Source organism: Mycobacterium sp. E3298, assembly GCF_001666895.1.
GTDB lineage: Bacteria > Actinomycetota > Actinomycetes > Mycobacteriales > Mycobacteriaceae > Mycobacterium.
In genome coordinates, this window is sequence record NZ_LZJB01000479.1 from 1 (window position 1) to 5,373 (window position 5,373).

5 protein-coding genes and 1 pseudogene are annotated in these 5,373 nt (G+C 69.3%); 5 read left to right on the plus strand and 1 reads right to left on the minus strand.

Annotation, left to right across the window (positions count from 1 at the left end; genetic code table 11):
• Together eccD and A9X05_RS21850 are read left to right on the plus strand one after the other, a co-directional pair.
• The coding region (gene eccD / locus A9X05_RS21845; protein ID WP_067748597.1) for a type VII secretion integral membrane protein EccD at positions 1–897 on the plus strand (897 nt) is incomplete at its 5' end.
• Between the two features lie 86 nt (positions 898–983).
• The gene (locus tag A9X05_RS21850) at positions 984–1,691 is read left to right on the plus strand and encodes a hypothetical protein (protein WP_067748601.1); all 708 of its coding nucleotides are present in this window, start codon (positions 984–986) and stop codon (positions 1,689–1,691) included.
• A 29-nt stretch (positions 1,692–1,720) separates the two neighbouring features.
• On the opposite strand, the gene A9X05_RS21855 is transcribed toward A9X05_RS21850, so the two are convergent.
• Entirely contained in the window at positions 1,721–2,293 is a 573-nt protein-coding gene (locus tag A9X05_RS21855) for a TetR/AcrR family transcriptional regulator (protein ID WP_067748603.1), read from the minus strand.
• A 69-nt stretch (positions 2,294–2,362) separates the two neighbouring features.
• On the opposite strand from A9X05_RS21855, the gene A9X05_RS21860 reads away from it, so the two are divergent.
• The 3 genes and pseudogenes from A9X05_RS21860 to A9X05_RS21870 all read left to right on the plus strand — a co-directional run.
• The gene (locus A9X05_RS21860; RefSeq protein WP_082971040.1) at positions 2,363–3,781 is read left to right on the plus strand and encodes a hypothetical protein; all 1,419 of its coding nucleotides are present in this window, start codon (positions 2,363–2,365) and stop codon (positions 3,779–3,781) included.
• Positions 3,782–3,790: 9 nt separating this feature from the next.
• The gene (locus tag A9X05_RS21865) at positions 3,791–4,138 is read left to right on the plus strand and encodes a YbaB/EbfC family nucleoid-associated protein (protein WP_067748608.1); all 348 of its coding nucleotides are present in this window, start codon (positions 3,791–3,793) and stop codon (positions 4,136–4,138) included.
• A 168-nt stretch (positions 4,139–4,306) separates the two neighbouring features.
• Positions 4,307–5,373 (plus strand): annotated as a pseudogene (locus A9X05_RS21870) (secretion protein EspK); the annotation flags it as partial.

A 5,373-nucleotide genomic window follows, 5' to 3' on the forward strand; every position in this document is an offset into this window, starting at 1 on the left:
GCTGTGGCGCTGGCCATTCCGGCGCCCCGTGGAGCGGCCCCGCTCGGGGCACCACAGCTCGCCGGTGCGGCGGCGGTGGTGCTGTTCTTGACACTGTTGACCCGCGGCGGCCCACGCCGTCGTTCCGAGATCGCGTCGTTCGTCGCCGTCACCTCCATTGCCGTGACCGCCGCCGCCGTCGCCTTCGGTTATGGCTGGCAGCATTGGGTGCCGGCCGGTGCCATCGTGTTCGGGCTCTTCACCGTCACCAATGCGGCCAAGCTGACCGTCGCGGTCGCCCGGATCGCGCTTCCGCCGATCCCCGCGCCCGGCGAGGCCGTCGAGCACGACGAGCTGCTCGAACCCGTTGCGGGCCAAGAGCTCAGCGACGACAAAGAGGCGAGGACGTGGCAGGCCATCATCGCCTCGGTACCGAGCTCGGCCGCACGCCTCACCGAACGCAGCGAGCTTGCCAAACGACTGCTGATCGGATTCGTCACGGCCGGGACTTTGGTGCTGGCGGTCGGTGTCGTCGCGATCGTCGTGCGCGGACACTTCTTCGTGCACAGCCTGGTGGTCGCCGGTTTGGTCACCGCCGCATGCGGATTCAGGTCGCGCCTGTACGCGGAACGCTGGTGCGCGTGGGCGCTGCTGGCGGCGACCGTCGCCATTCCGATCGGGGTGACCGCCCGGTTGAGCCTCTGGTATCCAAACACCGCATGGCTTTTCCTGACCATCCTTTCGGCCACGAGCGTGGTCGCGCTCGCGGTCGTCGGTGCGACCGTGGGGATCCGCCGGATCTCACCGGTCATGAAGCGCGTCCTGGAACTGCTCGACGGGGTTTTGGTCGCCGCCATCCTGCCAATGCTGTTGTGGATAACGGGCGTCTACGACATCGTCCGCAACATCCAATTCTGACGAGGCGGGTAGAAATTGCCGCGGTTCGAGCGGCGGCGGGTTGGGTAAGATTCTCGTAATCGCAAGTGGGCAGAGGAGATCGACTGATGATCGAGCCATTGGTCGTCGAACCGTCCCGCTTGGAGAACGCGGGAAACACGCTGCAACAATTGCCATTTCCCACGCCGCCGGCGCCCATCGTGGCGCCGGGCACGGATGCCGTCTCGGCGGCCATCAATGCGACATTGCCGATCATCGAATCACCGGTGACCGACGGGTTGCCTGCGGTCAAAGCCGCACTGACCAAGACGGGATCGAGCATCGCGGCCGCGGCCGCGATGTACGCCGACACCGACGAGAGGCTCGGAGACCACCTGACCCAGGTTCAGTTCCTCTCATCCGCGAAAGAACCTGCGAGCGGTTCACCCGGAGTCAAACCCGAGGCGGACAAGCCGAACGATGGCGACGAGCCCAGCCCCGCCAAGCCGTCCCCGCAGCCCGGTAGTCCGGTGCCTCAGCCCGGTGAACTGGCCGGCGCAACGGGCCCATTGGGTTCCGTGATGCAGGGCATGCAGGGCGCGATGGGGAGCCTGCAAGGCATGCAGGGGGCCGGGTCCGCTCCCGCGCAACTCGCCGACAGCAATAAGAAGGACCAGGCTCCCACCGACGAGGACCGCCGGGCCGACGAAGAAGACGGGCGGCCAGATGCGCAATCCGACGGTGCCGCGCCCGGCGCGGAGACCGCCGAAAAGGTTCCGGCCGAGCCCATCTCGCCGGCCGGCCCGCAGGCTGCGCCGTCGGGTGTCACACTCTGAGCGGTTGAGGGCAACGCACACACCGCGCCTCAACGCGGCCGGGCAAGCCTTGCGGATTCGGCGGCGATGGACCGCTCCAGCTCGTCTTCGCCGAACTCGCGTAGTCCCGTTGCCGCGCGCAGGAACGGCTCGAACATCTGCCAGCCGATGAGCAACGCGCCCGCGTGTGCCGCCGCGCGCCGTGCCGCCTCGTCGCTGCAATGCCCCGGCCTGATGTCGTCGAGCAGCCTGGCTGCCGCCGGGAAGCTGGTCTGCAGTCGGCCTGCCTGATACCCGTCCAGGAGCGCCCGCGCGATCACCCGTAACTGACGGCGCCCGGCAGCCTCGACGTCTGCCGCCGGTGCGCCGCGCTCGATCAGCGTGGCCAGCTGGGCCGCCAGCTGATCGAGTACTGCCGCGACCAGCCTCTCCTTGGTGCCGAAATGACGGAACACCAGGCCGTGGTTGACCCGCGCCGCAGTGGCGACATCGCGGATCGACGTGGCGGCCGGCCCACGTTCGGCGAACAACTGGCTCGCGCTGTCCAGGATCGCCGCGACCACCTCGTCGCGCCCCGTGGGGCAAACCACCTGGTCCGATGGGCTTGTGCCGTCTGTAGTCATATGACTACACTACCGGAGAATGCACTGTAGTCGACTGACTACAGTCCTCGACCAAGGAGATGATCCGCGATGACGCAGACGCTGACCCAACCGCAGACGCTGAGTGTGGAGTACCAGGAGCTGATGGCCAGGGCCGACGAGGTGGAGGCCGCGATCCCGGGTCAGCCCGCCGACAACGCTGAAGCGCCCTGCGCCCTGGCCATGGTCACCGCCGCCGTCGCGCAACTTGCGTTGTCCGCCGACAATATGCGGCTCTACCTGGGGGTCGGCGTACGCGAGCGCGGCCGCCTCGCGGAGTCGCTGCGCAACGCCGCGAAGGCCTACGAGGAGGTCGACGAGAACTCGCAAGAGGCCATCGACGACGGCACGTCGGTGCAGGCCGCGGCGCCCGGCGTCACCGGCGAAGGTCCCGATCCGGTGGCACTCGGCGACACGAAAAAGGTTGGGGCTTCGTCGATTGAGCCGACGCCGTACTGCCCGGTCCGGCAGGCCGCCGAGGAGATCGCCGAACTCGATCAGGGCGTCTCACTCGACCTGTTCGCGCAAACGTGGGCCGATCACCAGCGGACACTGCTAGAGGCCCGCTATCGTTTCCGGCCGTTCGTCGAATGGTACGGCGACGCCACATACGCCGTTGAAGACAACTTCGATTCGCATCGGTCATGGCTCGACCAGATGGCGGCGTTGTCCGGCACGATGGTCAGCCAGGCGCAAGGCGTCGTGTCGACGCACCGTTGGGCCGTCACGGAACATCCCACCGTCGCGCAGCTGAAAGAGCTCGACGACGCGTGGGTGTACTTCCAAGGCCATCTGCCGGCAGAACATTGGAAAGGCAGCGTCAAGCCCGCGTTGGAAGAGGAATACGCGCGGCTGCAGAAGAAGTCGGAGGAGGTCCTGGCGGAATACCAGAGGAGGGCGGCGCTGCCGTTGGCGCCTATCAATCCGCCCAAGCCCCCCGCCGCCTACTACGTCGCCCCGCCCCCTGAGCCCGGCTCGTACGAGACGGATCCCGACACCCCATACGACGAGTTGCCGTACGGCGACGAGTACCTGAACACCCCCACCGGCATGCCGAGTGCGCCGTTCACCGGTACGCCGGCGATGCCCACCGACCCGACCGGGGCGGGCGCTTGGAGGGGGGCGCCCGCCCCGTCGAAGGGCCCGGGGCTGAAGCCGGCCGGGCTGGGCGGCGGCGGGACCGGTGTGCCGTCGATGCCGTTGCAACCCGCGGTAGACGCCGAAGCGCCGCAACGGTCCACCGGGGCGGCGGCCGGGTCCTCGGGTCCTGGCCGCGGGATCCCAAGCGGCGGTGGCGGATTGGGCGGCGGCATGGGCGGGGCGCCGATGGGCGCCCCCGGTGCGCAGGGGCAACCGAACGGCAAGGGCAAGCGTCCGCAATCGGACGACGAGTCGCTCTACACCGAGGAACGCGCATGGACCGAGGGCGTCATCGGGAACCGCCCGCGCAAGACAGCACCCGAGAAGTAAGGATCCCAAATGACCGTGGAGATGCACCCCCAGGTGGCAGAGGCGTTGCGGCAGGCGCAGCTGTTCCAGTCGGCGTTGGAGGACCAGCAGCACCGAACGAATACCGAAACGTTCACGGCCACAGACGAATCGAAGACCGTCGAGGCAACCCTCAATGCCCGGCTCTGCTTGACCGGTCTCCACATAGAGGACGGCCTGCTGCGCCTGGGAGCCGAAACGGTCGGGGAGCGCGTCAACGAGGCGATCGGCAACGCGCGGGCCGTCGCGACCGCCGCGATCGACGCCGAGGAGGACCGGCTCATCGAGTTGGTCGCCGGCATCGCCGGTTCGCTCAAAGAGACCCTCGGCTTAACCTGAGCGAAACCCGGTGCCGGACAGGGGTTTGAATGCTCCGGACCGGCGGGGACCCACGCTCAATTTGGCGCAGTTGGCTTGGCTGAACCTCGATTACGCTTACTAACCATGATGTCCGGTACCCTCCAGCGGCCGACGCGTTGGCGCATGCCGCCGGCGCAGGAGTAGGCGATGGGCGTCGCGAAGCCGGTCAGCGAGTATGCCGCGCAGATGCTCACCCCGGACGCCTGGCCCGAGGTGGACGAGGACAACTACTACGACCGGGCGCAGCAGTACACCGAGGTGCTGCGGCAGGTCACCGCGGTGTTGGAGACCTGCCAGCACGAGCAGAGCGACATCTTCGACGGAGGATTCTGGTCCGGCGGTGCCGCCTCCGCGGCCAAGGGCGAGCTCGGCACCAACATCGATGAGCTCAAGAAGCTGCAGAACGGCCTGGCGACGGTCATCACCTGGCAGCGGTATGTCGCCGATTCGGTCACCCAGGCCAAATGGGATGTCAGTGACATCGTCGAGGCCGCGCAGACGGAAATCCGCGCCCTCGAGAACGACTCCACCCTGGACGCCGCCGAGCGGACCACCGCGATCAACTCGGTGCTCAGCACCGCCTACGGGGCGAACCTCAGCGTGGTCACCGGCACCGCCGAGCGGATCGTGGCGAGTAAGGCGTGGAAGCCGCCCCACAATGCGCTGCGGGACTTGCTCGATCAGAAGACGCCGCCGCCGGTCACGCTGCCGGACGGTCCATCATCGCCGGCGCCGCCCGTCGAGGAAGACGGTCCGCGGCCCGGCCCCGCGCCACCGGCGCCGGTGACGCCACCGCCGGCGGCGCCCCCGCTGGCGCCCCCCGCGATGCCACCTTCGGCAATGCCCACACCGGGGCCAGGCGCGCAGCCCCCGCCCGGAGTCCCGACCGTTCCCGGGCAGGTGCCCGCGCCACCGGCCGCCAAACCCGGCGGGGGTGGCCCCGCCGTGCCTGGCGGCCCGGGCGGTCCCGGCGGTGTACCGGCACCGCCGTCGGCTCCCGCGGCGCCGCTGAGCCCGGCGGCGTCGGCGGAACCGCTCGGCGCGGGCGGACGCGGCAAGGGCATGGCGCCGGCGTCGCTGATGTCGCCGTCGGTCGCGCCCCGGACGGAAGAGTCGGCGACGGCCGCGCCCGTCGGCGGGGCCGGCATGCCGGCCGGACTGCCGGGCGCCTCGGGCGGCGGATCGCGCGGTGGTGGCGCCGGGGCGGGCGCAGG